This is a genomic window from Streptomyces sp. NBC_00464 (assembly GCF_036013915.1).
Classification (GTDB): domain Bacteria; phylum Actinomycetota; class Actinomycetes; order Streptomycetales; family Streptomycetaceae; genus Streptomyces.
Window position 1 is genome coordinate 6,472,916 of the sequence record NZ_CP107899.1, and the last position, 25,334, is coordinate 6,498,249.

General features: G+C 71.6%; 21 protein-coding genes and 1 tRNA gene. 15 read left to right on the forward strand and 7 right to left on the reverse strand.

Annotated features, from left to right (window positions below; all coding sequences use genetic code 11):
* From OG912_RS29080 to OG912_RS29090, 3 genes are all read left to right on the forward strand, one after another.
* The gene (locus OG912_RS29080; RefSeq protein ID WP_327711918.1) at positions 1-537 is read left to right on the forward strand and encodes a GNAT family N-acetyltransferase; all 537 of its coding nucleotides are present in this window, start codon (positions 1-3) and stop codon (positions 535-537) included.
* Between the two features lie 218 nt (positions 538-755).
* Complete coding sequence (locus tag OG912_RS29085; RefSeq protein ID WP_327711919.1) at positions 756-1,841, forward strand: S-(hydroxymethyl)mycothiol dehydrogenase; 1,086 nt, start codon at positions 756-758, stop codon at positions 1,839-1,841.
* Positions 1,841-2,470, forward strand: coding sequence for an MBL fold metallo-hydrolase (locus tag OG912_RS29090; RefSeq protein ID WP_327711920.1), 630 nt, complete (start codon positions 1,841-1,843; stop codon positions 2,468-2,470). Before OG912_RS29085 ends, OG912_RS29090 begins: the two co-directional genes overlap by 1 nt.
* A gap of 9 nt (positions 2,471-2,479) precedes the next feature.
* Here OG912_RS29090 and OG912_RS29095 read toward each other — a convergent pair whose 3' ends face one another.
* Entirely contained in the window at positions 2,480-3,415 is a 936-nt protein-coding gene (locus OG912_RS29095) for a pseudouridine synthase (RefSeq protein ID WP_327711921.1), read from the reverse strand.
* A gap of 205 nt (positions 3,416-3,620) precedes the next feature.
* Between OG912_RS29095 and OG912_RS29100 the strand changes: the two genes are divergently transcribed.
* Positions 3,621-4,676, forward strand: coding sequence for a rhamnogalacturonan acetylesterase (locus OG912_RS29100; protein WP_327711922.1), 1,056 nt, complete (start codon positions 3,621-3,623; stop codon positions 4,674-4,676).
* Positions 4,677-4,731: 55 nt separating this feature from the next.
* Here the strand turns inward: OG912_RS29100 and OG912_RS29105 are convergent, their stop codons facing one another.
* Together OG912_RS29105 and OG912_RS29110 are read right to left on the reverse strand one after the other, a co-directional pair.
* Entirely contained in the window at positions 4,732-7,617 is a 2,886-nt protein-coding gene (locus OG912_RS29105) for a glycoside hydrolase family 2 TIM barrel-domain containing protein (protein ID WP_327711923.1), read from the reverse strand.
* Between the two features lie 223 nt (positions 7,618-7,840).
* A tRNA-Leu gene (locus tag OG912_RS29110) sits at positions 7,841-7,925 on the reverse strand.
* A 183-nt stretch (positions 7,926-8,108) separates the two neighbouring features.
* Between OG912_RS29110 and OG912_RS29115 the strand changes: the two genes are divergently transcribed.
* The 3 genes from OG912_RS29115 to OG912_RS29125 all read left to right on the forward strand — a co-directional run bounded on the left by OG912_RS29115 (position 8,109) and on the right by OG912_RS29125 (position 10,748).
* Positions 8,109-9,443 carry a M20/M25/M40 family metallo-hydrolase gene (locus tag OG912_RS29115; protein ID WP_327711924.1) on the forward strand — a complete coding sequence of 445 codons (1,335 nt, stop codon included), beginning with the start codon at positions 8,109-8,111 and terminating at the stop codon, positions 9,441-9,443.
* 159 nt (positions 9,444-9,602) lie between these two features.
* Entirely contained in the window at positions 9,603-9,836 is a 234-nt protein-coding gene (chpH, locus tag OG912_RS29120; RefSeq protein ID WP_123528131.1) for a chaplin ChpH, read from the forward strand.
* A 138-nt stretch (positions 9,837-9,974) separates the two neighbouring features.
* Entirely contained in the window at positions 9,975-10,748 is a 774-nt protein-coding gene (locus tag OG912_RS29125) for a chaplin (RefSeq protein WP_327711925.1), read from the forward strand.
* A 58-nt stretch (positions 10,749-10,806) separates the two neighbouring features.
* On the opposite strand, the gene OG912_RS29130 is transcribed toward OG912_RS29125, so the two are convergent.
* Positions 10,807-10,995: a DUF5703 family protein gene (locus OG912_RS29130; protein ID WP_136328229.1), complete on the reverse strand. Its 189-nt coding sequence runs from the start codon at positions 10,993-10,995 to the stop codon at positions 10,807-10,809.
* A gap of 47 nt (positions 10,996-11,042) precedes the next feature.
* Here OG912_RS29130 and OG912_RS29135 point away from each other — a divergent pair, with 47 nt between their 5' ends.
* Positions 11,043-11,702: a hypothetical protein gene (locus OG912_RS29135; protein ID WP_326735285.1), complete on the forward strand. Its 660-nt coding sequence runs from the start codon at positions 11,043-11,045 to the stop codon at positions 11,700-11,702.
* A gap of 132 nt (positions 11,703-11,834) precedes the next feature.
* Here OG912_RS29135 and OG912_RS29140 read toward each other — a convergent pair whose 3' ends face one another.
* Both OG912_RS29140 and OG912_RS29145 read right to left on the reverse strand, forming a co-directional pair.
* Positions 11,835-14,066 carry a helix-hairpin-helix domain-containing protein gene (locus OG912_RS29140; RefSeq protein ID WP_327711926.1) on the reverse strand — a complete coding sequence of 744 codons (2,232 nt, stop codon included), beginning with the start codon at positions 14,064-14,066 and terminating at the stop codon, positions 11,835-11,837.
* Entirely contained in the window at positions 14,063-15,046 is a 984-nt protein-coding gene (locus OG912_RS29145; protein WP_327711927.1) for an aldo/keto reductase, read from the reverse strand. Before OG912_RS29145 ends, OG912_RS29140 begins: the two co-directional genes overlap by 4 nt.
* A gap of 140 nt (positions 15,047-15,186) precedes the next feature.
* On the opposite strand from OG912_RS29145, the gene OG912_RS29150 reads away from it, so the two are divergent.
* Both OG912_RS29150 and OG912_RS29155 read left to right on the forward strand, forming a co-directional pair.
* Positions 15,187-16,236 carry an LLM class F420-dependent oxidoreductase gene (locus OG912_RS29150; protein WP_326735282.1) on the forward strand — a complete coding sequence of 350 codons (1,050 nt, stop codon included), beginning with the start codon at positions 15,187-15,189 and terminating at the stop codon, positions 16,234-16,236.
* Positions 16,237-16,649: 413 nt separating this feature from the next.
* The gene (locus OG912_RS29155) at positions 16,650-17,438 is read left to right on the forward strand and encodes a ferritin-like domain-containing protein (RefSeq protein WP_327711928.1); all 789 of its coding nucleotides are present in this window, start codon (positions 16,650-16,652) and stop codon (positions 17,436-17,438) included.
* Positions 17,439-17,470: 32 nt separating this feature from the next.
* Here OG912_RS29155 and corA read toward each other — a convergent pair whose 3' ends face one another.
* Positions 17,471-18,457, reverse strand: a complete 987-nt coding sequence (gene corA / locus OG912_RS29160; protein ID WP_327711929.1) for a magnesium/cobalt transporter CorA — start codon at positions 18,455-18,457, stop codon at positions 17,471-17,473.
* 67 nt (positions 18,458-18,524) lie between these two features.
* Between corA and OG912_RS29165 the strand changes: the two genes are divergently transcribed.
* The 5 genes from OG912_RS29165 (at position 18,525) to OG912_RS29185 (ending at position 25,286) form a co-directional block, all read left to right on the forward strand.
* Positions 18,525-19,247 (forward strand): histidine phosphatase family protein, encoded by a 723-nt coding sequence (locus OG912_RS29165; protein WP_327711930.1) that lies wholly within the window; start codon positions 18,525-18,527, stop codon positions 19,245-19,247.
* 108 nt (positions 19,248-19,355) lie between these two features.
* Entirely contained in the window at positions 19,356-19,946 is a 591-nt protein-coding gene (locus OG912_RS29170; protein WP_326735278.1) for a DUF3090 domain-containing protein, read from the forward strand.
* Positions 19,910-20,749: an SCO1664 family protein gene (locus OG912_RS29175; RefSeq protein ID WP_327711931.1), complete on the forward strand. Its 840-nt coding sequence runs from the start codon at positions 19,910-19,912 to the stop codon at positions 20,747-20,749. The genes OG912_RS29170 and OG912_RS29175 overlap by 37 nt, the downstream gene beginning before the upstream one ends.
* Before the next feature lie 147 nt (positions 20,750-20,896).
* Positions 20,897-22,126, forward strand: a complete 1,230-nt coding sequence (mshC, locus tag OG912_RS29180) for a cysteine--1-D-myo-inosityl 2-amino-2-deoxy-alpha-D-glucopyranoside ligase (protein WP_326735276.1) — start codon at positions 20,897-20,899, stop codon at positions 22,124-22,126.
* Between the two features lie 109 nt (positions 22,127-22,235).
* Positions 22,236-25,286, forward strand: coding sequence for an NPCBM/NEW2 domain-containing protein (locus OG912_RS29185; RefSeq protein WP_327711932.1), 3,051 nt, complete (start codon positions 22,236-22,238; stop codon positions 25,284-25,286).
* Positions 25,287-25,334: the final 48 nt, after the last annotated feature.

Consider the following 25,334-nt stretch of genomic DNA (forward strand, 5'->3'; position numbering starts at 1 on the left):
ATGACCGAACCAGGCCCCGTCACGCGGCCACCTGCGCCGATCAGGACCGAGCGGCTCGTGCTCCGCGCGCCCGAGGCCCGGGACCGGGCGGCGTTCATCGAGCTGCACGCCTCGCCGGAGGTGGGCGCCTACGTCGGTGGCCCCCGACCGCGTGACGAGCTGGAGCGTGAGATGCCCGAGGTGCCCGGCCGGCGTCCCGGCCTCTTCGTCGTCGAACTCGACGGAGCGATGATCGGCCAGATCACGCTCATCAAGGCAACAGGGCACCTGGGTCGGGCTGCCGGGAGAACGGAGCTCGGCTACCTGTTCCTGCCGCAGGCGTGGGGCCGCGGATATGCCGCCGAGGCGTGCGCAGCGGCACTCGCCTGGTTCGCCGGAGCTTCTCCCGGCGAACCAGTGGTGCTCGCCACCCAGACCGCCAACCTCCGGTCGATGCGACTCGCGGCGAAGCTGGGCTTCACCGAGGCGGAACGGTTCGAGGAGTACGGCGCCGAGCAGTGGTTCGGGGTACGGCCGCCGGTCGCACCATCCGGTTGAGCTCGTGCGCGACCGCGCGAGGTGTTCCCCGAGTCCGTCCGGACCATCGCCGTGAAGATCAAACAGCTCTCCCGGGAACGACCCGGTGTCCTGGACGAGGCCGACGGCTTCGGCCGGCCCCCACCGGCCCACGCGGCGCGCTCCCGCCGCCCCCTCGCACCGCGTACGGTTGTTCGTGATCGATCGAGCGGAAAAGTCGGAAAAGGGAGTCCACGGGAATGGCGCAGCACGTACAAGGGGTCATCGCACCGGGCAAGAACGAGCCGGTACGGGTCGAGACGATCGTGATTCCGGACCCCGGCCCCGGTGAGGCCGTGGTCAAGATCCAGGCGTGCGGCGTCTGCCACACCGACCTGCACTACAAGCAGGGCGGCATCAACGACGACTTCCCCTTCCTCCTCGGCCACGAGGCCGCGGGCATCGTGGAGTCCGTGGGCGACGGCGTCACCGACGTGGCGCCCGGCGACTTCGTCGTCCTCAACTGGCGTGCCGTGTGCGGACAGTGCCGCGCCTGTCTGCGCGGCCGCCCCTGGTACTGCTTCGACACGCACAACGCGAAGCAGAAGATGACCCTGCTGGACGGCACCGAGCTCTCCCCGGCCCTCGGCATCGGCGCGTTCGCCGAGAAGACCCTCGTCGCCTCCGGCCAGTGCACCAAGGTCGACCCCGAGGTCGCTCCGGAGGTTGCCGGGCTCCTCGGCTGCGGCGTGATGGCGGGCATCGGCGCCGCCATCAACACCGGCCAGGTCGGCCGCGGCGACTCCGTCGCGGTCATCGGCTGCGGCGGTGTCGGCGACGCGGCGATCGCGGGCGCACGGCTGGCCGGCGCGGCGAAGATCATCGCCGTGGACATCGACGACCGCAAGCTGGAGACGGCGAAGAAGATGGGTGCCACGCACACCGTCAACTCCCGCAGCAGCGACCCGGTCGAAGCCATCCGCGCGCTCACCGACGGCAACGGCGCCGATGTCGTCATCGAGGCGGTCGGCCGCCCGGAGACGTACAAGCAGGCCTTCTACGCCCGGGACCTCGCGGGCACCGTCGTCCTCGTCGGCGTCCCCACCCCGGAGATGCAGCTCGAACTCCCGCTCCTGGACGTCTTCGGCCGCGGCGGCTCGCTCAAGTCCTCCTGGTACGGCGACTGCCTGCCCTCGCGCGACTTCCCGATGCTCATCGACCTGCACCAGCAGGGCCGGATCGACCTCGGCGCGTTCGTCACCGAGACCATCGGCCTCGGCGACATCGAGCAGGCCTTCGCCCGGATGCACGACGGAGACGTCCTGCGCTCGGTGGTGGTCTTCTGATGACCGCCCGCATCGACCACCTCGTCACCTCCGGCACCTTCGCCCTCGACGGCGGCGAGTGGGACGTCGACAACAACGTCTGGATCGTCGGCGACGACACCGAGGCAGTCGTCATCGACGCCGCCCACGACGCCGCCGCCATCGAGGCCGCACTCGGCGGCCGTACGCTGCGCGCCATCATCTGCACCCACGCGCACAACGACCACATCGACGCGGCCCCGGCACTCGCCGCCGCCACCGGCGCACCGGTCCTGCTCCACCCCGACGACCTGCCGCTGTGGAAGCAGACCCACCCGGACCGGGCCCCGGACGGCGAACTGACCGACGGCCAGGAGATCCGGATCGCGGGCACGACGCTCACCGTCCTGCACACCCCGGGGCACGCCCCGGGGGCCGTCTGCCTGTACGCCCCCGAGCTGTCCACCGTCTTCACCGGTGACACGCTCTTCCAGGGCGGGCCCGGCGCCACCGGGCGGTCGTTCTCGCACTTCCCGACGATCGTCGCCTCGATCCGGGACCGGCTGCTCGCCCTGGACCCGGCGACCACCGTCCGCACCGGACACGGCGACTCCACGACCATCGGCGCGGAGGCTCCGCAGCTGGACGAGTGGATCGCCCGCGGCCACTGAGGCAGGGACTCATCCCTCCGGCCACGCGGAGAGCCGCAGCCCGCTCTCGAAGCGGCGCGGCTCTCCCGTGACCGGATCAGTGAACTCCAGCACCCTGGCCAGGAGTTGCAGCGGGTGTGTGAAGTCGTCGGGCGCGCCCTCCGCCTCGACCACGGGGTAGACGGGGTCATGGACGAGCGGCAGTCCGAGGCTGTTCATATGGACCCGGAGCTGATGCGTCCGCCCGGTGGCGGGCAGTAGCCGGTAGCGGCCGAGCCCGTCGCGGTGCTCCACCAGCTCGACGCGGCTCTCGCTGTTCGGCTCGCCGGTCTCCTCGCGGGCGGCGATCACCCCGCGCTCCTTCACGATGCGGCTGCGCACGGTGCGGGGGAGTGCCAGCGAGGGATCGTACGGTGCCACCGCCTCGTACTCCTTGCGCACCAGGCGGTCCCGGAACAGCGTCTGGTACGCGCCCCGTTCCTCCGGCCGCACGACGAAGAGGACGAGCCCCGCGGTCAGCCGGTCCAGCCGGTGGGCGGGCTGGAGCAGCGGCAGCCCCAGCTCGCGGCGGAGCCGGGCCACCGCGGTCTCGGTGATGTGCCGGCCGCGCGGCGTCGTCGCCAGGAAGTGCGGCTTGTCCGCGATGACCAGATGTTCGTCCCGGTACACCACGCCGACCGGGAAGGGGACCGGCTCCTCCGGTGCGAAGTCCCGGTGGAACCAGAGATGCAGGCCCGCCGTGTACGGCTCGTGGCCCGTCACCGCACCCCGGACGGAGACGAACCGGCTCCCGGTCAGCATGGCGTCGACCTGCTCCGCGCCGATCGCGTCCGCGAACCGCGCCAGCAGATGATCGCGAACCGTCGGCCACTGCCCTTCCGGATCCTCCGGGAGCCGCACCCGCACCGGATCGACCCCGTCGCGCTGGGGCAGCGGCGACGGCGGAGGCTTCGCGCGCCCTCTCATCGGGGCACGCCGGACGCCTTGGTGCTGGTTCTCATGGTGCCGGGCATCCTTTCACAGCGTCGGGCCCGCGGGCGGCAGCGGGAGTCCACGGGCATCTCCTCGAACTGAAAGGATTCAACGCCTGTCATCCGGGGGTAGAAAGCGCTTGCGATGCGGGCAGGGCCCGCACTCGCACCCGCACCCGCATCCTCGAAGGAGCCCCGCCATGTCCCCCGCGCGCAGAACCGGCCCCGCCCTGCTGACCGCCGTGGCAGCCGTGACCGCCCTCGCCACGCCCGCCGTTGCCGACGCGGCAGCGGCGCCCGCCCCCGCGCCCACCGGCTGTACCGGAACCGCCCCCGTGGTCTGCCACTTCGACGTGGCCCCCGGCACCTATCGGGTCACCGCACGCATCGGCGGCGCCGCCGAAGGCCGTACGACGGTCACTGCCGAGACGCGGCGCGCCATGCTCGGCGAGACGCCGACCGCCGCCGGACGGCAGGTGGTTCGTACGTTCACCGTCAATGTGCGCGAGCCCGAGGGGGAGCCCACCGGGGCGAGCGGCAGTCCCGGTCTCGACCTCACCTTCGGGGGGCCGGCCCCTCTCCTCGCGGACCTGCACGTGACCCCGGCGCCGCGCACCCCGCAGTTGTTCCTGATCGGCGACTCGACCGTCTGTGACCAGCTCGGCAGCCCCTACACGGGGTGGGGGCAGGAGCTTCCTCAGTACCTTCGGGCGGGCATATCCGTCGCCAACTACGCCGACTCCGGTGAGAGTTCACAGACGTATCTCGACCAGCCCCAGCTCTTCCCCACGGTCCGCCCGCTGATCCGCCGGGGCGACACCGTGCTCATCCAGCTGGCCCACAACGACAAGCAGACGACCGAGGCGGACTACCGGGCCAACCTCACCACCATGATCGACGCGATCCGTGCCGAGGGCGGGCGCCCCGTGCTGGTCACCCCGATCGTCCGCCGCTGGTTCAACACCGACGGCACTCTGGACAACGGCACCGCGCTCCTGGTCAACGGCCTCGGGGTCGACCTGCCCGCGCAGGTCCGTCTCCTGGCCGCCGAAAAGGACGTGCCGCTCGTCGACCTGACGGTCCTCACCCGTCAACGGGTGGAGGAGCTCGGCCCCGAAGGTTCCAAGGCGCTCTACCTCACCGACGAGAAGCGCGACAACACGCACACCTCCGAACGCGGAGCCACGGAGTACGCCGCCATGGTCCGCGACGCGCTGCGTGACCAGCACCTGCTGCCGGGGCGTCTGTTCCGCTGACCCGAAGGCCCCCGCCCCTGCCCAGGCCGAAGCCGGGGCAGGGGCAGGGGCGGGCTCAGCCCAGCGGGGCGAACACCAACGAGAACTCCGCCGGCGCCGCATCGAGCCGGTGCTCCGGCAGCACGCCCGGCCCGCAGGACTGCGAGCCGATGCCCTGCACCGCGTGGTCGAGGTTGACCCAGACGCGGTCCCCGGCCACCAGATCCGGCAGGTGCTCCGCCGCGTCCAGCTGCTCGCTCGTCCAGCGCCGCGCGGTGAACCAGAACGGCGTACCGCCCTCCACCCGCAGCCCCGAACCGCCGGTGTCCGCCAGCTCCGCCCATCGGACGTCGGCCCGGGCCCCGTTCTCCTGAGGCCTGACGTACGGGGTCTGGAGCGCGTCCACCCCCATCTGCCACTGCCCGAGCATCGCGGCGGCCCGGGTGTCCGGATACGCCTCACCCGGCCCGCCGCCGAACCAACGCGCACCGCCGTACGCCGCGGGCAGCCCGAACCGGATGCCGAGCCGGGGCAGCGGCACCCGCCAGTCGCCCTCCGGCACCACGGACACCGTCAGCCCGAGCCGGTCCCCGGCGGCCGTCCACCGGTACGTGGTGCGCAGCCCCAGGTCCCAGCCCGCCGGCGCCACCCGGGTCCGTACCGTCAGCGCGTCCCCGTCCGCCTCGACCGCGTCGATCCGGTGCCGCATCCGGTGCAGCCCCAGCTCCCGCCAGCGCAGCCCGTACCGCTCGTCCGGCTGCCAGGCCGCCCCGTTGTCGTTGTCAGTGGGCGCCCGCCACACGTCCAGCCGCAGCCCCTCCACCGGAATGCCCCCGATGCGCACCGGAGTCCCGGTCGCCGCGTCGAAGACGCCCGGTCCGAGGGTGATCACGCCGCCGGACCGTGCGGGCCGCTCACCGGCCGCAGGCGCCGGGGTGGCCGGTGAGCCCGTCTCCAGCTGGCCCCACGCCACCACGTGCCCGCGTTCGGCCCAGGCGGTGTCCTCGGCGAGCACGGCCCGTACCGTCCACAGGCCGTCGCCCGCGGCGCCGGGTGTCACCTCCGCCGAGGCGCCCGGTGCCAGCTCCGGCACCGTCAGGGTGCCCGAGTCGACGACCGTTCCGTCCACCTCGCGGGTCCAGACGAAGTCCAGGTGCCCCAGCCCGGCGAAGTCGTGGCCGTTGGTGACCGCGAACGAACCGGGCGCCGAACCCGGGCCGATCCGCACCGGCTCGATGACCTTCTTGTACTCGACGAGCCCGGGGGAGGGCGTACGGTCCGGGAAGAGCAGCCCGTCGCAGACGAAGTTGCCGTCGTGCAGCTCCTCGCCGAAGTCCCCGCCGTAGGCGAAGCCGTGCTCCGGATGGGCGAAGCCGTGATCGATCCACTCCCAGACGAAGCCGCCCTGGCAGCGCTCGTACCGCTCGAAGAGCCGCTGGTACTCGCTCAGGCCGCCCGGCCCGTTGCCCATGGCGTGCCCGTACTCGCACATGATGAAGGGCATCGCCCGCCGCCGGGCGTCGAGTTCCGCGTCACCCCAGGGCTCCTCCGCACGCTTGCCGATGAGTTCGACCTCGGCGTGCGTCGGATACATCCGCGAGTACAGATCGACGTCCTTGCAGGAGAGGTCGCCCTCGTAGTGCACCAGCCGCTCCGGGTCACGCCCCCTGATCCACTCGGCCATCGCGGTCAGGCCGCTGCCCGAACCGCACTCGTTGCCCAGTGACCAGATGATCACCGAGGCGTGGTTCTTGTCGCGCTCGACCATCCGGGCCGCCCGGTCGAGCAGCGCGGGGGTCCACCGCTCGTCGTCGACCGGGTTGCGCCGCCACTCCAGGTCGACAAAGCCATGTGTCTCCAGATCGCACTCGTCGATCACCCAGAGACCCAGCTCGTCGCACAGGTCGAGGAAGGCCGGGTGCGGCGGATAGTGGCTGGTCCGTACGGCGTTGATGTTGTGCCGCTTCATGAGCACCAGATCGCGCCGCATCGTCTGCGCGTCGACGGCCCGGCCCGTCTCCGGGTCGAACTCGTGCCGGTTCACCCCGCGGAACAGCAGCCGCCGGCCGTTGACCTTGATGACGCCGTCCTCGACCACGACCGTACGGAACCCGATCCGCAGCGGGATCCGCTCGCCGGCCGTGACCAGCTCCGCGTCGTACAGCCGGGGCGTCTCGGCGGTCCACGGCTCGACCGGCAGGGTCACGGACTCGCCCGCGGCGATGTCGACACCCAGCTCGGGCACCAGGACCCGGCCGTCCGCCCCCTCGCACTCCACCCGCAGCGTGCCGGAGCCCTCCCGGTGGTCGTAGCCCGCGTGCACGAAGAAGTCCCGGGGGGCACCGTCCGGGCGGTGGAGCAGAGTCACCTCACGGAAGATGCCCGGCAGCCACCACTGGTCCTGGTCCTCCAGATAGCTCCCCGACGACCAGGCGTGCACCCGTACGGCGAGGACGTTCTCGCCGGGGTTCAGCAGATCGCCCACGGCGAACTCGTGCGGCAGCCGGGATCCCTTGAAGTCGCCCAGCTCCTGCCCGTTGAGCCAGACCCGGGCGCTCGATTCCACACCGTCGAACCGGAGCACGAACGCGCCGTCCTGCGGCCGGTCACCCGGCAGGGTGAACGTCCGCAGATGGTCGCCCGTCGGGTTCTCGGTCGGCACCCGCGGTGGGTCGACGGGGAAGGGATAGACGACGTTCGTGTACGCGGGAGCGCCGCCGGCCCCCTGGAGCACCCAGTGACCGGGCACCGCGACCGTCCCCCACGCCGAGGCGTCGAACCCCGGCCGGGCGAACGACTCGTCCTCGGTTCCGGCCCCGGCGGAGAGCCGGAATCCCCACTCGCCGTTCAGGGACATCCGCCAGGCATCGGACGTCGCGCACCAGGAGCGCGGCGCGAGCCCACCGGAAGCCGGGCTCGGGTCCTCGTACCAGGGCAGCGTGTCGGTGTCGGTGCGGCTCATGCTTCTCCTCGCTAGGAAAACGCCCTTCTCGGTAAGGACGTTAACTACGAATGAACCGTTTCAACAAGGGGGGTGGTGGCTCGGATGCCGAAGCGCTCGGCGACGTCGTTGATGCGGTCCGGAGTGCCGGTCCGGTGAGGGGGGTGGCGCCGGCCTCCCCGCCGCGACGGCCCCGACAACGCAAAGTGCCGACCAGGATCTCTCCTGATCGGCACATGCTCTGTGTCCGAGGGGGGACTTGAACCCCCACGCCCGATAAAGGGCACTAGCACCTCAAGCTAGCGCGTCTGCCATTCCGCCACCCGGACTAGGTGTCTGTCTCGCGGGCCCGGCCCGTTCCGACGTGGAAAACCATAGCAAACATTGAGGGGTGCTCGATCACGCCCCGGTCGGTGTGACGGGCGTATGGCGAGGGGTGGGCGGCCTTGGGTACGCGGGCCGGGCGCGGGAGGATGAGGGAGAGCACCACAGCGACAGTGGAAGGAACCAGCGTGAGCGAGACCAAAGCGGCCAGGACCGGCTCCGGTGAGAGCGCCGAGAACGAGGTCGTGGACCTCTGTCGTGACCTGATCCGGATCGACACCAGCAACTACGGGGACCACTCGGGACCGGGTGAGCGGCTGGCCGCGGAGTATGTGGCCGAGAAGCTTGCCGAGGTCGGTCTTGAGCCCCAGATCTTCGAGTCCCACAAGGGCCGCGCCTCCACCGTGGCGCGGATCGAGGGCGAGGACCCGTCCAAGCCGGCCCTGCTGATCCACGGCCACACCGACGTCGTCCCGGCCAACGCCCACGACTGGACGCATCACCCCTTCTCCGGGGAGATCGTGGACGGCTGTGTGTGGGGCCGGGGCGCGGTCGACATGAAGGACATGGACGCGATGACCCTGGCGGTCGTACGCGACCGGATGCGCAGCGGCCGCAAGCCCCCGCGCGACATCGTGCTCGCCTTCCTCGCCGACGAGGAGGCGGGCGGCACGTACGGGGCGCGGTACCTCGTCGACAAGCACCCGGACCTGTTCGAGGGCGTCACCGAGGCCATCGGTGAGGTCGGCGGCTTCTCCTTCACGGTCAACGAGAACCTGCGGCTGTATCTCGTCGAGACCGCGCAGAAGGGCATGCACTGGATGCGGCTGACCGTGGACGGCACGGCCGGCCACGGTTCGATGACCAACGACGACAACGCGATCACCGAGCTGTGCGAGGCGGTCGGGAGGCTGGGGCGGCACAACTGGCCGGTCCGGGTGACCAAGACCGTGCGCTCCTTCCTGGACGAGCTGTCCGACGCGCTCGGCACCCCGCTCGACCCGGAGGACATGGACGCCACGCTGGCCAAGCTCGGCGGCATCGCCAAGATGGTCGGCGCGACCCTGCGCAACTCCGCGGCCCCCACCATGCTCGGCGCCGGCTACAAGGTGAACGTGATCCCCGGGCAGGCGACCGCCCATGTCGACGGCCGCTTCCTGCCGGGGTACGAGCAGGAGTTCCTGGCCGACCTCGACCGGATCCTCGGCCCGCGCGTCAAGCGCGAGGACGTGCACGGCGACAAGGCGCTGGAGACGGACTTCGACGGTTCGCTCGTGGACGCGATGCAGATCGCGCTCAAGGCCGAGGACCCCATCGCGCGCGCGGTCCCGTACATGCTCTCCGGTGGTACGGACGCCAAGTCCTTCGACGACCTCGGCATCCGCTGCTTCGGATTCGCTCCGCTGAAGCTCCCGCCGGAGCTCGACTTCGCGGGCATGTTCCACGGCGTGGACGAGCGCGTACCGGTCGAGGGCCTGAAGTTCGGTGCGCGGGTGCTCGACCGTTTCATCGACCACAGCTGAACAGTCGGTATCCCGTCACCTTCTCGCCATATTCGCCAGCGTGTACGTACCTAACCGGAACGAGTGAAAGGGATGGATCGCTCGTAGCCCGATTACTTCTTCCTCGTTACAGGTGATGCGGTCCGCGGCTGGGACCGCACTTGCCAACTAGGAGGAATAATGATCAAGAAGATCGTCGCCGCTGCGGCTGTCACCGGTGGTCTGGTGCTCGCGGGTGCCGGCATGGCCGTCGCCGACTCGGGCGCCCAGGGTGCCGCCATCGGCAGCCCCGGCGTGCTCTCGGGCAACGTCGTTCAGGTTCCCGTCCACGTTCCCGTGAACGTGTGCGGCAACACGATCTCCGTGATCGGGCTGCTGAACCCGGCCTTCGGCAACACCTGCGTCAACGCCTGACGTTGTGCGTCAACCCGTAAGGGTTTGAGCCCGCTCGGCCCCGGAGCGCACGCCATGCGCTTCGGGGCCGTCGGGTCCTTTGCCCCCGTACGGTCAAGTCCGGGGGTATTCCGGAAGGTAGAAGGCAGGAAACAACCTATGCGACAGGTCACGCGTAAAGGCCTGATCACCATGGCGGCTGCGGGCGGCGTGCTAGCGCTCAGTGGCGGTTACGCGCACGCCGACGCGGGAGCGGCCGGCGGCGCATCGAATTCCCCGGGGGTGCTTTCAGGGAATTCGGTACAGATCCCGGTCGAGGTGCCGGTCAACGTCTGCGGCAACTCCGTGAACGTCGTGGGACTGCTCAACCCGGCAGCGGGCAACGCCTGCGCGAACGGTTCGGACGGTGCGGCCGCCGGCCGACACGGTGCGACCGCCGGGACCTCGGGCAGCCACGCCTCGGACAACGGCCGGGTCTCGGACGGCCGCGGCCAGGGGGTGCGGGCGGGCACCGGGAAGCACCGGGCCGCCGGCAGCGACAACGGGGGCGGGGCCACCGCGGAGGGGATCGCGAAGGGGTCGCCCGGTCTGCTCTCGGGCAACCAGATCCAGGTGCCCATCGACATCCCCGTGAACGCCTGCGGGAACAGCGTCACCATTGCCGGTCTGCTGAACCCCGCCACCGGCAACACGTGCGAGAACGACAGCACGCCGCCGGTCGTTCCGGTCACCCCGGTCACCCACGAGGCGCCGCCGGCGCCCGGGCCGCGCACCATCCCGAACGCGCCCGAACCGCAGACCCTGCCGGCGAGCGTGCCGCAGCTCGCGCACACCGGAGGGGGCGGGCTCGACCTGCTCATCCCGGCGAGCGCGGGTCTGCTGCTCGCCGGCGCGGGCACGGTGCTGTACCGCCGCGCCAAGGCCGCTGCCTGACGGCAGCAGGCAGCACGGCGAAGGGAACGGGCCCCGCGGCAGCGGGGCCCGTTCCGTCTCACCAGGTGGCTCGCAGCTGGCGGATGATCCGCCGCCGCAGCCGCACCCGGCGACTGCCGTCCAGGCGCAGAGTCAGTCGGTCCAACTCCCAGTGCCCGTACTCGGCATGGTCGGTCAACAGGCGGGCCGTCTCCTTCCGTGACACCCCGCGCGGCACGTACACGTCGACAAATTCGTATTCCGGCATCGCATCTATTGTGCGGGCAGAGCCCGTGTACGGATAGCGTCTGCCCTATGTCTGATGCTGCGCAGCCCACCGCTGCCGAGGTACGCGCCGCCGCCGATGCGGTCAAAGCCGCGATCGACCACCACCTCGCGGCGGTCGAACGCCGGTCCGGGGACGACGACCCCGCTGTCTACGACGCGTTCAACGCACTGGCCGCTGCGGCCGAGGTCTACGACGAACTCCTCTACGACCGTCATGACGAGGTCACCCCGTTCGAGATTCCGGGGGTGGAGGACTCCCTGCCGCCGTACGGCGGCCCGGAGGAGCCGAACGCGCTCAGCGTGCTGATCCGTCGCGATTACGCGGTGGTGGAGCCGCAGCGGCTGCTCGCGCAGGCGCAGCGCCTCGCCGACGTGGATCCGGACGAGCGCGGCAGCGAGGGCGCGGCCGTGGTCGGCAGCAGCGTCCACGCGGCGCTGGGGGTGCTCTTCGGTGAGTACGAGGCGGACGAGATCGCGTCCCGGCACACGGAGTTCGGTCTGGAGGAGGGCGACTCGACGCTCTGGGTCGCGGCCGTGGACGAGCTGGCCGAGCCGGGGGAGTGGCTCGGTGCCCCGTTCGACGACGCGGATCCGCAGCTGGTGGTCTGCCGCTTCGACGTCAGTGCCGTCTTCGACGAGGACGATCTGGACGAGGAACTGGACGGTCTGACGAAGGGCAGGAGCTGATCCCTCGCTCCTGCTCCTGAAGGAGCCGTGTCTGAGGGCCGGGCGGACGCACGATGCGTCCGCCCGGCCCTCAGCGGCTGTCGGGCGGCCTCGGCCCGGCACGGGGCCCGCCACCCGGCAGCCGCTCGGCCGTCAGCTGTCGGACGCCTCCAGCAGCGTGCGCAGCCGGGTGGTGCGGTCCTGGGCGGGGGACTCGGCCACAGCACGGGGCAGGGCCTGGTCCACACCGTGCACCACGGACAGGTGCCGCACTCCCCGGCCGAACGCGGTGTAGACCCAGGGGCGGCTCAGCCCCTGAGCCGCATCGCCCGGAAGCACGACGACGACCGCGGGCCACCGGATCCCCGCCGCCTGGTGGGCGCTGAGCGCCCAGGCGTGCCGGACGGACGCCGCGACCTGCTCCTGCGGTACGACGACGGGGCTCCCCGCACAGTCCAGGTGCAGGCCCTCGGCGTCGGCCGAGACGACCACACCGGGCACGGTCCTGCCCGGCGCGGGGACATGGGCCACCCTGTCCCCCGGATCGAAACCGCCGAAGCGGCCGGGGCCGGGGTTGAGCCGCTGCTTGAGCGCCTCGTTCAACGCCCGGGTGCCGGCCGAGCCGCCGTGGCCGACGGTGATGACCTGGGTGTCCGATGACGGCACCCCGATGGCACGCGGCACCGAGTCGGCGACCAACTGCACCGTGCGGTGCACGGCCTCGCCCGCGTCGCGCACGGGGACGATCACGACCTCCTTGCCCGGAGCCTCCACCTGGTTCAGCTCCCCGATGCCGATGCCGGAGACCAGCTCGCCGATCGGGCCCGGGTCCGGCGTGCGGGAGACGACCTGAGGGCAGGCGCGGGCGGCCAGGACATCGGCGAACACCCGCCCCGCACCGGCCGATCCCAGCACGCCCGGATCGCCGCTGAACACCAGACGGGTGCCGTCGGCGAGGGACTCCACCAGCATCGCGCCGGTCTCGACGTCCAGCTGCGGGGCGTCCAGCACGACGAGCAGGTCGAGGGCGAGCGCCCCCTCCTCGTCCCGCCCGGGGCCCTCCGCGCCGGAGAGGAGCCCTGCGAGTGTGACGGCGGCAGCGGGGTCGCCGACCGCCCCGGCGAGCCGCTGCCGGCCGTCCACGCTGTGCGTGGCGCCCAGGGCCCGCAGACCGAGACCGCCGGCGGCGGCGATCAGCGCCGCGGGTTCGGCCCTCGCCGCCTCGCCGCCCGTGTGCGCGACGAGGCCGTGGGCCGCGGCGGTGCGGATCAGTTCGGCGGCCGAGGGGGACGGGGCCGCGGCGGCGGCATCCGACCAGTCGGCGTCCTTCTCGCAGGCGTTGACCAGCCGGGCGAGTCCGTCGGCGAGGCTCTCCTCCGCCAGTGCGTACCGGTCGAGGCCGAGGAACACCTGCACCGGCTCCCGCTCGGCCGCCGGATCCGCGCCCTCCTCGGTCCCGCCGTTCTCCTCGTCCTCGCCGGACTCCTCGTCCTCCGGGCCGTCCTGGAAGACCAGGACGACGCCCTCGGCGATGGCGTGCTGGACCGCCGCGTCGGGGTCGGTCACCGCCCGCCCGGCGAGCGCGGCGCGTACCTGCGCCGCGTCCAGTGCGGTGTGGCCCTGCAGCGCGGCACGCTCCAGCAGCCAGCCCACCAGGGCCGCGGTGCGCCGCTCGTCGTCGGGTCCGCAGCCGGCGCCGAGGAGGGCCCGGGCGAAGCCGTCGGCCTGTTCCGGGCCGACGCCGGGCAGGGACAGCAGCTGCCACGGGTCCTCGCGCAGGACCTCGTCGGCCTGGGCGCCCAGGGTGCCGGCTGCCGGACCGGCCAGTGCCTCGGGAGCCCCTCCCCCGGCCAGCACGGCCGCCACGGCGGCGACAGCCTCCGGCGACGCGCTCCGGGACGCGTGGACGGGCTCGGGGGCCCGCTCGCGCACCGGCGCGGGCGCTGGAGCGGTCCGGCGGGCGGGGGAAGGGGCGGGGGAGTCGAAGAACGCGGCGCCCGGCTTCTCTCCGCTCTCCACGGCCCGCACAGCGGCCAGCAGATCGGCCGCCGGGCCGCTCAGCTTCGCGCCGGCGGCGATGGGGCCCTCCTTCTCGGCCTTGCGCTTCTCGATCCGCTCCCGCAGTTCGCGCTGGGCTGCCAGCTCCGCCTCGGCCTCGGAGGGAGCCGCGGCGGCGGCGTCGCCCCCGGCGCTCCCGTCCGCGACGGTGCCCATGTCCGCCGAGGCCGCGTCGGCCCCGTCGGGGTCCTCGGCCGTCTCCTCGTCGCCGGCCCCCGCAGCGGCCTCCTCGGCGGGTGCGGGCGCGGTGGCGGGCTCGTCCGCGACGACGTTGTCGTCGTCGGTGGCCGAGGGGCCGGGGGATTCCCCCCGGGGAAGCGCAGTCACAGCGTGCTCCAGTCCTGGTCCGGATAGCGGTGCACGGGCGCCGACACATCGTCGAGCGCCTGGCAGATCTCGTCAGGAAGACTAAGCGCCTCCACTGACAATGCCTCCGTGAGCTGCTGCGCGTTGCGCGCGCCGACGATCGGGGCCACCACTCCCGGCCGGTCCCGCACCCAGGCCAGTGCCACCTGGAGCGCCGTGGTGGCCAGCCCGTCGGCCGCGGTCGCCACGGCGTGCACGATGCGGCTCGCCGGGTCGTCGAGATAAGGCTCCACGAAGGGTGCCAGCAGCTCCGAGGCGCCACGCGAGTCTGCCGGGGTGCCCGTGCGGTACTTGCCGGTCAGTACGCCCCGGCCGAGGGGTGAGGACGGCAGCAGCCCCACACCGAGGTCGAGCGCGGCAGGCAGCACCTCGCGTTCCACGCCCCGTTGCAGCAGCGAGTACTCCATCTGCGTACTGGCCAGCCGGGTCCGCACCCCGGGCGAGGCGAGCTGCCAGGTCGCGGCCTTCGCCAGCTGCCAGCCGCAGAAGTTGGACACGCCCGCATAGCGGGCGCGTCCGCTGGAGACGGCTATGTCCAGTGCCTGGAGCGTCTCGTCCAGCGGGGTCATGGGGTCGAAGGCGTGGACCTGCCACAGATCCACGTAGTCCGTGCCGAGACGTGCCAGCGAGGCGTCCAGGGCGGCCAGCAGATGTCCGCGCGAGCCGTTGAACCTGCGGTACGGATCGGCCACGCTGCCCGCCTTGGTCGCGAGGACCATGTCGTGCCGCGGCACCAGGCTCCCGACGAGCTGCCCGAGCAGATACTCGGCCTCCCCGCCGCCGTACACATCCGCCGTGTCGACCAGGGTGCCGCCCACCTCCCAGAAGGCCTTCAGCTGCTCGGCAGCGTCGTGCTCGTCGGTGTCCCGGCCCCAGGTGAGGGTGCCGAGCCCGATCCGGGACACTCGAAGGCCGGTGCGGCCGAGATGCCTCTGCTCCATGGGCGCTGAGATTACTGGCCCGGGCCCCACGCGTCGCAGGCCTGTGGACAACCGGGGCCCGGGTTGCCCCTGCCGTATCGCCCTCCCGCGCGCTAGAGTCCGGAGCACAGGGACGTTACTGATCAGTAAGGGGAGCGGCAATGCGGCTCGGCATCAATCTCGGTTACTGGGGTGCGGGAATGGACGGCGACAACCTCGCCGTCGCGCAGGAGGCCGACCGGCTCGGCTACGACGTCTGCTGGGCGGCCGAGGCGTACGGCTCCGACGCGCCGACCGTGCTGTCCTGGGTCGCCGCGCAGACCGAGTCCATCGACGTCGGCTCCGCGATCATGCAGATCCCGGCCCGTCAGCCGGCCATGACGGCCATGACGGCGGCCACCCTCGACTCCCTCTCCGGCGGCCGCTTCCGCCTCGGCCTCGGGGTGTCCGGGCCGCAGGTGTCCGAGGGCTGGTACGGCGTCAAGTTCGACAAGCCGCTCGCCCGCACCCGGGAGTACGTGGAGATCGTCCGCAAGGCGATGGCCCGGGAGCGCCTCTCGTACGAGGGACAGCACTGGACGCTCCCGCTGCCCGGTGGTCCGGGCAAGCCGATCAAGCTGACCGTGCACCCCGAGCGGGAGCACATCCCGCTGTACATCGCCGCGATCGGGCCCAAGAACCTGGAGCAGACCGGCGAGATCGCCGACGGCGCCCTGCTGATCTTCCCGTCCGTGGATCATCTTGAGGACACCGCGATGAAGTACCTGCGGGCCGGGCGCGAGAAGGCCGGCAAGACCATGGACGGCTTCGACGTCTGCCCGACGCTGCCGCTCGCCGTGGGCGACGACATCAAGGGCCTCGCCGACATGTTCCGGCCCTACACCGCGCTGTACGTCGGCGGCATGGGCAGCCCCAAGCAGAACTTCTACAACCAGCTCGCCCAGCGCATGGGGTACGAGAAGGAGGCCGCCGAGATCCAGGAGAAGTACCTGTCCGGCGACAAGGCCGGTGCGGCCGCCGCCGTACCGCATGAGCTGATCGACAAGACCACGCTGCTGGGCTCGGTGGAGCGGATCGCAGACCGGATGCAGGGGTACGCGGCCGCGGGCGTCACGACCCTGACCCTGGCCCCCGCGGGCTTCACGCTCGACGAGCGGATCACCGCGCTGCGGGCCGGCACGGACGCGCTGGAGCGGTCCGGGCTCGCCTAGGGCCTGTGTGGAGTTGTCCCGCGGCGTCGCGGGGCTGGGCACGCGCGCTCGCGGCGTTGCCGAAACGTCCTTGTAGCGGAGCTACCAGGACGCTCCGGCGCCTTGCGATCACACGCACCCAGCCCCGCTCCTTTTTCCACGGGACAACTCCACACAGGCCCTAGTCCGTCTCCGCGACGGGCAGCACTACGGCCGTGGTGGGGGCTCGGGGATCCTCCCCGCCACGGCCGTCACAGGGGACAACGCGGGCAGGGCGATGGGGTTACGGGGCCTGTGCGGAAACGGTTCGCCGGGGTGAGGCGGCCGCGAGGGCCGGTACCCCGTTCGGCCCAGTGGGGGAGCGCTCCTGTTGCCCGTCGGGACCGGGCGCACTTGACTGTCGCTCGGCAGACGCCGGCACGGAGGTGGCAGTGATGCTCTCGGCAAAGAACCTGTTCCAGGAGATCCTCGACGACGACGAGTCGTTCCGGCTGTTCTGCTCCATCGCCGCCGGAGGGGAGTCCCAGGGCGGCTGGGAGAACGGCCGCATCGCGGCCCTCGTACCCGAGAGCCAGCGCGCGCTCGCCCCGAAGATCGCCCGGCACGGCGCCGACGAGGACAAGCACGGGCGGATCTTCAACGCCCTGCTGAGGAAGCGCGGTCTGACAGCGGTTCCGGTCCCGCACGAGACCGACTACACGATGCTGCTGGAGAAGCACGGCATCGGCCTCGCCCATGAACAGCTGGTGCGCGAGGAGCGGCTCACCGAGCGCGACATCATCACGTACCTGGCCCACAGCCGGGTGACCGAACAGCGTGCGTCCGAGCAGATGCAGCTGCTGTGCAGGTACTTCGCCGACCATCCCGAGCTGGGCCGCGCGGTGAAGATGATCTCGAACGACGAGGACAACCACCTGGCGTACTGCCACGAGGAGCTGCTGCGCTTCGCCGCGGCCGGGCACGGACGGACGATCCAGCACATCCTGCGCGAGTGCGCCCTCGCCGAGATCCGGGTGTACCGCGACGTCAGCCTCGCCGTGATGGATCACATGGGCCGATTGCTGGGATGGTCCCGGGCGAAGGCCGCGGTACTTGCGGCGGGGATCCGCGCCGTCCACGTGTACGAGCGGCTCATCGGCTGGCGGCGCATGGTCAGCCTGACGCCTCCCGAGCGGCGCGACGCGCTGGGCGGGCCGGCTGTTCCGGCACCCGAGTTCGCCTGAGCGGGCGCGTACCGCCCGTCCGGCAGTGGCCGTCAGAGCCAGCCGCGGCGCTTGAACTGGCGGTACAGGCCGACGACGGCGCCCGCCATCAGCAGCACGACCGCCGGATAGGCCCAGACCCAGCGCAGTTCCGGCATGTGGTCGAAGTTCATGCCGTAGATACCCGCGACCATGGTTGGCACGGCTGCCATCGCCGCCCAGGCCGAGATCTTGCGCATGTCGTCGTTCTGCCGCACCCCCATCTGCGCGAGATGCGCCGACAGGATGTCGGAGAGCAGCCGGTCCAACCCCTCCACCTGCTCGTTGGCGCGGATCAGATGGTCCTGCACGTCCCGGAAGAACGGCTGCGAGTGCTCGTGGACGAACGGCACCCCTGCGCTCGCCAGCCGGGCCATCGGCGCGGCCAGCGGGACCGTCGCCCGGCGGAACTCCAGCACCTGGCGCTTGAAGGTGTAGATGCGGGCCGCGGTGTTCTTGGAGTCGCCGCTGCCGTTCGGGGCGAAGACCTGCGTCTCCAGTTCCTCCAGGTCGACCTGGAGCTCGCCCGCGACATCGATGTAGTGGTCCACGATCGCGTCACTGATCGCGTACAGGACCGCCGTGGGCCCGTGCTTGAGCACATCGGCCTCGGCCTCCAGCCGGCGGCGTACCGCGGCCAGCGGCGCCCCCTCGCCGTGGCGGACCGTCACCACGAACGAGTCGCCTATGAACACCATCAGCTCGTCCGTGCTGACCGTGTCGCTCTCGTGGTCGTACACGATCGGCTTGATCACCGCGAACAGCGAGTCGTCGTACACCTCCAGCTTCGGCCGCTGGTGTGCCGCCAGCGCGTCCTCCACCGCCAGCGGGTGCAGCCCGAACTCGCTGCTGACCAGGTCGAACTCCTTCTCCGTGGGCTCGTGCAGGCCGATCCACAAGAACGCGTCGCCGCTGGCCCGCGCCTCGTCGAGGGCATCGGAGAAGTCGGCGGGGCCGTCGGTGCGGCGTCCGTCCCGGTAAATGGCGCAGTCCACGATCACGCGCGCATTCTCCCCTGCTCCGGTCCCCGGCGCACCTTTGCCCGGACGTCGCCCTACGCTGGCCGGTATGCCGACCCTGATCCTCGTCCGTCATGGACGCTCCACCGCCAACACGTCCGGGGTGCTCGCCGGCCGCACCCCCGGTGTCGCACTCGACGAGCGCGGCACCGAGCAGGCCGCCGCCCTCCCCGGACGGCTGGCCGCCCTGCCCCTCGCCGCCGCCGTCAGCAGCCCCCTGCAGCGCTGCCGGGAAACCCTCGGGCCACTGCTCGACGCCCGGCCGGAGCTGGCGCTGCACACCGAGGAGCGGATCAGCGAGTGCGACTACGGGGACTGGTCGGGGCGCAAGCTCGCCGAGCTCACCGACGAGCCGCTGATGACGGTCGTGCAGCAGCACCCGTCCGCCGCGGCGTTCCCCGGCGGCGAGTCGATGCGGGCGATGCAGGCCCGCGCGGTCGACGCCGTACGGGACTGGAACGCGCGGATCGAGGCGGAGCACGGCGAGAACGCCGTCTACGTGATGTGCTCCCACGGCGACATCATCAAGTCCCTCGTCGCCGACGCCCTCGGCATGCATCTGGACCTCTTCCAGCGGGTGCAGGCGGATCCGTGTTCCGTCACCGCGATCCGTTACACCAGGCTGCGCCCGTTTCTGCTGCGGCTCGGCGACACGGGCGACCTGGCCTCGCTGGCGCCCCGCGAACCGGGACCGGACGCGAGCGCCGGGACGGGTGCGGCGGTCGGCGGCTCGGGGGACGCGGCGGTCGGCGGCGGCGCTGGGGCGCCGTGATCGCTTCGCACAGTAGGGTGGACGCGCCGTAGGCGCCTTTCCGGGGAACTCTCCCGGGCCGGCCCGGCCAACCCCTCATATGCCGTCAATTTTCAAGGGAGACAGGACGTGTCCCGTCAGGTGTTCCTCTACGACCCCCCGGACCGTTTCGTGGCCGGTACGGTCGGGCTGCCTGGACGTCGTACGTTCTTCCTGCAGGCATCCTCAGGCGGACGTGTCACCAGCGTGGCCCTGGAGAAGACCCAAGTCGCCGCGCTCGCCGAGCGGGTGGACGAACTGCTCGACGAAGTGGTGCGGCGCACCGGCGGGAATTCGCCCGTGCCGGCCGTGGCCCCGATGGACGTCACCGACACCGCTCCCCTCGACAACCCCGTCGAGGAGGAGTTCCGGGTCGGCACCATGGCGCTGGCCTGGGACGGCGACGAACAGCGCATGATCGTCGAGGCGCAGGCCCTGGTCGAACTGGACGCGGACTCCGTCGAGGACCTCGCCGAAGCCGAGGAGCGGCTGCTCCAGGACGAGGAGAACGGCCCGCCGATGCTCCGGGTCCGGCTCAGCGGCGCGCAGGCCAGGGCCTTCGCCAAACGCGCCCTGGACGTCGTGAACGCCGGCCGTCCCCCGTGCCCCCTGTGCAGCCTGCCGCTCGACCCGGAAGGACACGTATGCCCGCGCCAGAACGGATACCGTCGCGGCGCCTGAGCGATGCCGAGCTGATCACTCTGCTCGGCAAGGGGAAGCTCACCGTCCTCGGACAGGTCCGCGGGGCTTCCAACGCGGTGCTCCACTGCTCGGTCGCGTACGAGGGAGAGCAGGCGCTCTGCGTCTACAAGCCGGTGGCCGGCGAGCAGCCGCTGTGGGACTTCCCCGACGGCACCCTCGCGCAGCGCGAGGTGGCCGCCTACGAGGTCTCCGAGGCGACGGGATGGGGTCTGGTGCCCCCGACCGTGCTGCGCGACGGGCCGTACGGCCAGGGCATGTGCCAGCTGTGGATCGAGTCGGCGCCGCAGGACGAGGGCGCTCCCGGGCTGCTCGCGCTCGTCGAGGACGAGGAGCCGGGGGAGGGCTGGAAGCCCGTGGCCCTCGCCGAGGTGGGGGAGGGGAAGACGGCGCTGCTGGTGCACGCGGACGATCCCAGGCTGCGCCGGCTGGCGGTCCTCGACGCCGTGATCAACAACGGCGACCGCAAGGGCGGCCATCTGCTGGCCGCACCCGATGGCCGGCTGTACGGCATCGATCACGGTGTGACCTTCAACGCGGACGACAAGCTGCGCACGCTGCTGTGGGGCTGGGCGGGGGAGCCGCTGCCGGCGGAGGCGGTCGCGGTGCTGGACCGGCTGGCGGCGGAACTGGAGCCGGAGGCCGCGCTGGTCACCCGGTTGGGGGAACTGATCACCGCCGCCGAGATCGAGGCCCTGCGGGCCCGGGTGGCGGCGCTGCGGAGCACGGGGCTGCACCGGGAGCCCAGCGGCGAGTGGCCGGCCATCCCGTGGCCACCGGTGTGACGCAGTCGCTGTGACCGCCCGCCTGCCCCGCCTGCCCCGGGAGCCACCGGGGCAAGCACCTTCCGGCCCCGGACGCAAGAGTGCGACTTCGGACAGGATCCCCCCTCCGGTTCGTATCCGGAAGCTGCGTCCGGTTACGCTCGTGACATGCATGCCTGGCCCGCTTCTGAGGTCCCCGCCCTGCCTGGCAAGGGCCGCGACCTTCGGATCCACGACACCGCGACCGGCGGACGGATCACCCTTGACCCCGGTCCCGTCGCCCGCATCTATGTCTGCGGCATCACGCCGTACGACGCGACCCATATGGGTCATGCGGCGACCTACAACGCGTTCGACCTCGTTCAGCGCGTGTGGCTCGACACCAAGCGGCAGGTTCACTATGTCCAGAACGTGACCGACGTGGACGACCCGTTGCTGGAGCGGGCCGTGCGCGACGGACAGGACTGGACCGAGCTCGCCGAGCGCGAGACGGCCCTGTTCCGTGAGGACATGACTGCCCTGCGCATGCTCCCGCCGCAGCACTACATCGGAGCCGTCGAGGCGATACCCGGCATCGTGCCGCTCGTCGAACGGCTCCGGGACGCGGGCGCCGCCTACGAACTCGACGGCGATGTGTACTTCTCCGTCGACACCGACCCGCACTTCGGCGAGGTCTCCAACCTCGACACCGAGGCGATGCGGCTCCTCTCCGCCGAACGCGGCGGCGACCCGGACCGCCCGGGCAAGAAGAACCCGCTCGACCCGATGCTCTGGATGGCCGCCCGCGAGGGTGAGCCGAGCTGGGACGGGGCCTCGCTCGGCGCCGGCCGGCCCGGCTGGCACATCGAGTGCGTGGCCATCGCCCTGGACCACCTCGGCATGGGCTTCGACGTCCAGGGAGGCGGCTCCGACCTCGCCTTCCCGCACCACGAGATGGGCGCCTCGCACGCCCAGGTGCTGACGGGCGAGCACCCGTTCGCCCAGGCGTACGTGCACGCCGGCATGGTCGCCCTGGACGGCGAGAAGATGTCCAAGTCCCGCGGCAACCTGGTCTTCGTCTCGGCGCTGCGCCGCGACGGTGTGGACCCGGCGGCGATCCGCCTCGCCCTGCTCTCGCATCACTACCGCTCCGACTGGGAGTGGACCGACCAGGTGCTCGCCGACGCGGTGGAGCGGCTCGCGCGCTGGCGCGCCGCCGTCTCCCGGCCCGACGGGCTGTCCGCCGACGCGCTGGTCGAGGAGGTCCGCGAGGCCCTCGCCGACGACCTGGACGCCCCGACGGCCCTGGCCGCGGTGGACCGCTGGGCCGAGCGGCAGACCGCCGATGGCGGAACGGACGAGGGAGCGCCGGGACTTGTCTCGCGCACCGTCGACGCCCTGCTCGGTGTCGCGCTGTAACTGCCCGCCGTATTACGTCCGTTCACCGGCCCCGAACTTCTTGATGAAGTTCGGGGCCGGTTCCGTTTTGTCCATGGTCAAATGCTCGATGCTGCGCTAAAAGCGCTCTATGCAATCATCAACGCGCATCAGAGGGGCAGTAGTTGCAGCGCTGCTGGGACTGCTCGCCGCGGTCTCGGGGCCGGGCAGCGCCCGGGCCGCCGACCCGGCCGAACCCGCCGGCACGACGGTCGGCGATCTCACCGGCTTCACGGCCGACGGGCCCGTCTACCGGCTGAGTGCGGGGGCCGCGAAGGCCCGCGTCAGCTTCGTGTCCGAGGAGACCTTCCGTATCGAACTGGCCCCGGACGGCACCTTCGAGGACCCCGCGGGCGACGCCATCGTCCTGCCGCAGGGCGCACCGCCCCGCACCCGGTGGAAGGAACGCGGCGACCGCTACGACCTCTCCACGGGCGACGTCACCCTGCGTGTCTACAAGTCGCCCCTGCGGTTCGCCCTGTACCGGGCCGACGGCAGCCAGGTCTGGTCCGAGGCGAAGGGGCTGAGCTGGGACGCCGAGAAGACCACCCAGACCCTGGCCCGCGGCGCCGACGAGCAGTTCTACGGCGCCGGGATGCAGAACGGCCGCGGCAACACCTCGCACCGGGACAAGACCGTCGAGGTCGGAGTCGACTACAACTGGGACGACGGCGGTCACCCCAACTCGGTGCCCTTCTACCTCTCGTCGGCCGGCTACGGCGTCTTCCGCAACACCTTCGCGCCGGGCACCTACGCCTTCACCGACCCGGTGACCACCACCGAGCAGGAAGAGCGCTTCGACGCCTACTACTTCGCCGGTGACAGCGCCAAGGACGTCATCGGCCAGTACACGAAACTGACCGGCAAGCCGTTCCTGCCCCCGGTGTACGGCATGGAGATCGGCGACGCCGACTGCTACCTGCACAACACCAACCGTGGTGAGCGCCGCACCCTGGACGCGCTCAAGGTCGCCGACGGCTACGTCGAGAACGACATGCCGAACGGCTGGATGCTCGTCAACGACGGCTACGGCTGCGGCTACGAGGACCTCGCCGAGACCGCGCAGGGCCTCCAGGACCGCGACATGCAGCTCGGCCTGTGGACCCAGGACGGCATCGAGAAGATCGCCGACCAGGTCAAGGCCGGCCAGCGCGTCGCCAAGCTCGACGTCGCCTGGATCGGCGAGGGCTACAAGTTCGCCCTGGACGGCTGCAAGGACGCGTACAAGGGCATCGAGGACAACAGCGACGCCCGCGGCTTCACGTACGCCCCCGAGAGCTGGTCGGGCGCGCAGCGCTGCGGCGTCCAGTGGTCCGGCGACCAGTACGGCACCTGGGACTACATCCGCTGGCAGATCCCGACCTACGCGGGCGCCACGATGTCCGGCCTCGCCTACACCACGGGCGATGTCGACGGCATCTTCGGCGGCAGCGCCAAGACGTACACCCGCGACCTCCAGTGGAAGATGTTCCTGGGCACGACGATGACCATGGACGGCTGGGCGGCCAGCGACAAACAGCCCTTCCGCTACGGGGAGCCGTACACCTCCATCAACCGCGACTACCTCAAGCTCAAGGAGTCGCTGCTGCCCTACCAGTACTCCTACGCGCACGAGGCCACGAAGACCGGTGTCGGCATGGTCCGCCCGTTGGTGCTGGAGTACCCGGACGACCCGAAGGCGGCGACGGACGCGGCCACGTACGAGTTCATGTCCGGTGAGGACTTCCTCGTCGCCCCCGTCTACCAGGACAGCACCGAGCGCGACGGCATCTACCTGCCGAAGGGCACCTGGACCGACTACTGGAGCGGCCGGACGTACGAGGGACCGGTCACGGTCGACGACTACAGCGCCCCGCTCGACACCCTGCCGCTCTTCGTCAAGGGCGGTGCCAGTGTGCCGATGTGGCCGGGCATCCGCTCGTACAAGGACCGCACCGCCACCTCCCCGCTCGCCTGGGACATCTACCCGCAGGGCCGTTCGTCCTTCACGCTGTACGAGGACGACGGCGTGACCCGGCAGCACCGCGACGGCGCGTACGCGACCCAGACGGCCGACGTCCGCGCACCGGCCAGGGGTGCGGGCGACGTCACCGTGGACATCGGTGAGAGCAAGGGGAAGTTCGAGGGCAAGCAGAGCAGCCGCCCGTACGAGTTCAGCGTGCACACCGGCTCCGCGCCGAGTGCCGTGAAGCTCGCGGGCAAGCTGCCCCGGCTGGACTCGGCCGCCGCCTACGCCTCCGCGAAGCAGGGCTGGTGGTACGACCGCGACGACCGCGGCGGCGTGGTGAAGATCAAGACCGCCCCCCTGTCCACGGGCAAGAAGTTCTCCGTGAAGCTGGAGAACACCAGCGCGGTCGGCGGGCGCGACGCCGCCGCGACGGCCGCCGTCTCCGCGCCGCAGGGCCAGGAGACAGGCGCCGGGGCCACGGGCACCGTCGCCGTCGACGTCACGGCGGGCACCGCCGATGTGACGGACGCGGTGGTCTCGCTCGACGTCCCCGAGGGCTGGCAGACCACGCCGGCCGCGGCCGTGGACCGGATCCCGGCGGGCACCACCCGGCGGGTCGAGGTGAAGGTCACCCCGGCGAAGGACGCCAAGGCGGGGGAGGCCCGGATCACCGCGCTCACGCGCTACCGGTCGGCGGGCGAGTCCCGCACGGCCCTCCAGCGCTTCGCCACGGCCGTGATGCCGGCGCCGCCCACCGGTGAGGCGTGGGCGAGCGATCTGGAGTGGCTCACCGCGTCCAACGGGTACGGACCGGCGGAGCGCGATCGCAGCAACGGCGAATCGGGCGCTGCCGACGGACACCCGCTGACCCTGGCCGGGAAGGTGTACGAGAAGGGGATCGGCACCCACGCCGACTCCGACATCGAGGTCTATCTCGGCGGCCACTGCTCGAAGTTCACCGCCGACGCCGGGATCGACGACGAGATCAACGGCTACGGCGAAGTGGCGTTCTCCGTCGAGGCGGACGGCAAGGTGCTGTGGACCTCGCCGAAGGTGACCGGGGCTTCGGCGGCCGTACCGGTCGATGTGCCGCTCGACGGCGCGCGGCATGTGCGTCTGAAGGTCACGGACACCAACGGGTCCAAGACCGGTGACCACGGGGACTGGGGCGCGGCGCGCTTCGTCTGTTCCTGAATGTCCGCAGCGATGCAGGGGAGCCGGGCGGGTACGCACCCGCCCGGC

Excerpts from the sequence above, each read along its gene's own strand:
- OG912_RS29080 (WP_327711918.1), top strand. The coding sequence starts at position 1 with ATGACCGAACCAGGCCCCGTCACGCGGCCACCTGCGCCGATCAGGACC.
- OG912_RS29085 (WP_327711919.1), top strand. The coding sequence starts at position 756 with ATGGCGCAGCACGTACAAGGGGTCATCGCACCGGGCAAGAACGAGCCG.
- OG912_RS29090 (WP_327711920.1), top strand. The coding sequence starts at position 1,841 with ATGACCGCCCGCATCGACCACCTCGTCACCTCCGGCACCTTCGCCCTC.
- OG912_RS29095 (WP_327711921.1), bottom strand. The coding sequence starts at position 3,415 with ATGAGAGGGCGCGCGAAGCCTCCGCCGTCGCCGCTGCCCCAGCGCGAC.
- OG912_RS29100 (WP_327711922.1), top strand. The coding sequence starts at position 3,621 with ATGTCCCCCGCGCGCAGAACCGGCCCCGCCCTGCTGACCGCCGTGGCA.
- OG912_RS29105 (WP_327711923.1), bottom strand. The coding sequence starts at position 7,617 with ATGAGCCGCACCGACACCGACACGCTGCCCTGGTACGAGGACCCGAGC.
- chpH (WP_123528131.1), top strand. The coding sequence starts at position 9,603 with ATGATCAAGAAGATCGTCGCCGCTGCGGCTGTCACCGGTGGTCTGGTG.
- OG912_RS29125 (WP_327711925.1), top strand. The coding sequence starts at position 9,975 with ATGCGACAGGTCACGCGTAAAGGCCTGATCACCATGGCGGCTGCGGGC.
- OG912_RS29130 (WP_136328229.1), bottom strand. The coding sequence starts at position 10,995 with ATGCCGGAATACGAATTTGTCGACGTGTACGTGCCGCGCGGGGTGTCA.
- OG912_RS29135 (WP_326735285.1), top strand. The coding sequence starts at position 11,043 with ATGTCTGATGCTGCGCAGCCCACCGCTGCCGAGGTACGCGCCGCCGCC.
- OG912_RS29145 (WP_327711927.1), bottom strand. The coding sequence starts at position 15,046 with ATGGAGCAGAGGCATCTCGGCCGCACCGGCCTTCGAGTGTCCCGGATC.
- OG912_RS29150 (WP_326735282.1), top strand. The coding sequence starts at position 15,187 with ATGCGGCTCGGCATCAATCTCGGTTACTGGGGTGCGGGAATGGACGGC.
- OG912_RS29155 (WP_327711928.1), top strand. The coding sequence starts at position 16,650 with ATGCTCTCGGCAAAGAACCTGTTCCAGGAGATCCTCGACGACGACGAG.
- OG912_RS29165 (WP_327711930.1), top strand. The coding sequence starts at position 18,525 with ATGCCGACCCTGATCCTCGTCCGTCATGGACGCTCCACCGCCAACACG.
- OG912_RS29175 (WP_327711931.1), top strand. The coding sequence starts at position 19,910 with ATGCCCGCGCCAGAACGGATACCGTCGCGGCGCCTGAGCGATGCCGAG.
- mshC (WP_326735276.1), top strand. The coding sequence starts at position 20,897 with ATGCATGCCTGGCCCGCTTCTGAGGTCCCCGCCCTGCCTGGCAAGGGC.
- OG912_RS29185 (WP_327711932.1), top strand. The coding sequence starts at position 22,236 with ATGCAATCATCAACGCGCATCAGAGGGGCAGTAGTTGCAGCGCTGCTG.